This window comes from Serratia sp. (in: enterobacteria) (genome assembly GCF_051654945.1).
Lineage (GTDB): Bacteria > Pseudomonadota > Gammaproteobacteria > Enterobacterales > Enterobacteriaceae > Chania.
Map to the genome: position 1 here is coordinate 1 of NZ_JBOFZA010000008.1, position 2,535 is coordinate 2,535.

Consider the following 2,535-nt stretch of genomic DNA (forward strand, 5'->3'; position numbering starts at 1 on the left):
TGTAAATTCTAATTCAAAAGTCTACCTCTTTTCCAATTGAAAAAGGGACCACCCAATCTTCATTGTTCACTACCTTTGCCTATCAATCTTAAAGGCATGGGATAAAATGAAGAGTATGACTCAGAGACAAGAAATCATTAAGATGTTACGAGATGGGCGTAGTATTCGCTCCATCTCTCGTGAGATGAGTTGCGACAGAAAAACAGTTCGCCGGTATCTCAACGAGTATGAAAAAGCTTTGGCCAGTGAGGATTCGAGTGCAGCTGTATTGGATCTAATTCATACCAAGCCAACGTATCAAGTAGCCAACCGTAGATGCCGAAGGTTCTCTAAATCCATCCAGGAGCGTGTTGACCATTATTTTGAGGTTAACCGTAAGTTGCGTCGACAAGGGTTACGCAAGCAATGTATGACAGGTAAGCAGATACATCGCAAACTTGTAGAAGAGGGTTTAGAGATTAGCTATTCAACTGTGTGCAATTACCTCCTACATAAAAGAGTAGAAGATAGCAAGGTACCAATGAGCAAGGAGTGCTTTCTTCGTATCCACTACGAACCTGGGCAGATTGTAGAGTTTGACTGGGGAGAGGTTACTCTCTACATTTCAGGAAGAAAGATGCGTTTCTATATGGCTGTATTTACCTTTGCCTATAGTAATGCACGCTATACCTACTTATTTCGTCATCAAGACCAGTTGGCTTTTATGGAATCTCACCGTAATTTCTTTAGAGAAGTAAACGGGGTACCCTGTTGCATGGTCTATGACAACATGCGTGTGGCAGTGAAGGAGTTTGTGGGAACTGAGCGTAAGGTGACCGACACACTTGCAGGTATGTCAAGCTTTTATGGCTTCAGTTATAGATTCTGTAATATACGTTCAGGTAACGAGAAGGGCCATGTAGAGAATAGCGTTAAGGTGGTACGCAGTAGAGGTTTTAGTGGCGAAGATATTTACTTCAAAACGATAGAGTTAGCACAAAAACATGCTTCTCAAATATGCTCCTTACTTAATAAAGAAGGTAAATCAAAAGAGATTAGCGTGTTGGAGGATTGCCAAGCTCTCAAAATAAAGGAAGGAGACTTTGGATGCTTTGTACTTCAAGAGTATAAAGTTGACAAATGGTCTACGGTATACGTTAAGAACTCTCACTACTCGGTTCCAGATCATCTGGTCGGGAAAAGTGTTTCTGTACGTCTGTACAGCGAAAAGATTGCTGTATTCTACAAGCAAGAGAAAATTACTACTCACCAGCGAAGTTATACAAACGATGATTGGGTGGTAGACATTACCCACTACCTACCAACGCTATTAAACAAACCTAATGCACTCACTCATACACAAGCATGGCACAATGCTAGTGATAAACTCCATAAGATATACAAGAATCGGTTCTGCGGTACAGATAAAGAGTTTGTGCAGCTCATGGCATTTATAAGTGAGAATGGTTATACAATAGCAGACTTGGAGGAGAAAAGCAAGGAGTTGTATGGTAGAAATGTGCGCAAAGCCACCAAAGACCAACTTACAGCTATGTTGCTCAATAAAGAGCAAGATGTTATTCTAGAGAACACTCCACTGGAATCTTTCAAGGAACAGGAAATACTTATCCAGCAGAGAGCAGGTGACTCACTTGAGGGAATCACAGCAATAATGGGTACCAATACTCACCTAAAGACCCTTGGAATATGATTATTACAGAGAAAGAACAACTATGTAGCTTGGCTACAGAACTAAAGCTCCTATCAGTTAAAGAGAGCCTTGAAGAGATGGTAGAAACGAGTGGCAAGCAAGGGTGGAGCCAAATTGAATTTGTGCGCAAACTACTCGAAGGGGAAGTAAATAGGAGAAATGAAAACCGGAAACAACAGAGAGTTAAGGCTGCACACTTCTTTGGGCTCAAATATTTAGAGGAATTAGAGAGGGATGAACTACCCATAGAGGCTGCACAGATTTTACCAGTGCTAGAAACCCTTGAATTTATTAAACAAGGTAGAAATGTAGTACTCTATGGAAATCCAGGTACAGGAAAAACGCATATGGCTATTGCATTGGGGATTAAGGCTTGCATGAATGGGATGACAGTGTTATTTACATCAGTACCAAAACTGTTAGTAGAGATGAGAGAGGCCAAGGCACAAAGAAAACTACTAACCATGCATAGCAGATTTGAAAAGTATGACTTGGTCATTTGCGATGAGTTTGGATATGTGGGATGTGATAAAGAAGCAGGCGAGCTACTGTTTAATCTTTTATCAGGGAGATCAGGAGAAAGAGCCACTATTATAACTACAAATCTCGCTTTTAATAGATGGGGAGAGATTATAAAGGATAAAGTGCTGGTGGCAGCGTTAGTTGATAGAATTACCTTTAAAGCACACCTAGTTAATATGACGGGAACATCATATAGGCTCAAAGAAACAAAAAAAATGAACGAGAACAAAACGAAATAATAAAGGAAAAACTATTTTTGCAAGAAGATTAAGGTGGTCCCATTTTCAATTAGTAAATGGGGGAATTTTCAATTGGATTATACA

The 2,535-nt window shown here is 40.1% G+C and carries 2 protein-coding genes; both read left to right on the forward strand.

What is annotated here, in order from left to right; genetic code table 11:
• Nucleotides 1-106 precede the first annotated feature (106 nt).
• Nucleotides 107-1,690, forward strand: coding sequence for an IS21 family transposase (gene istA, locus ACRDCA_RS00070; protein ID WP_438687738.1), 1,584 nt, complete (start codon nucleotides 107-109; stop codon nucleotides 1,688-1,690).
• Nucleotides 1,687-2,451 (forward strand): IS21-like element helper ATPase IstB, encoded by a 765-nt coding sequence (gene istB, locus ACRDCA_RS00075; RefSeq protein ID WP_438687739.1) that lies wholly within the window; start codon nucleotides 1,687-1,689, stop codon nucleotides 2,449-2,451. Before istA ends, istB begins: the two co-directional genes overlap by 4 nt.
• The last annotated feature ends 84 nt before the right edge of the window (nucleotides 2,452-2,535 follow it).

Coding starts and splice junctions, on each gene's coding strand:
- istA (WP_438687738.1), top strand. CDS start 107: ATGAAGAGTATGACTCAGAGACAAGAAATCATTAAGATGTTACGAGAT.
- istB (WP_438687739.1), top strand. CDS start 1,687: ATGATTATTACAGAGAAAGAACAACTATGTAGCTTGGCTACAGAACTA.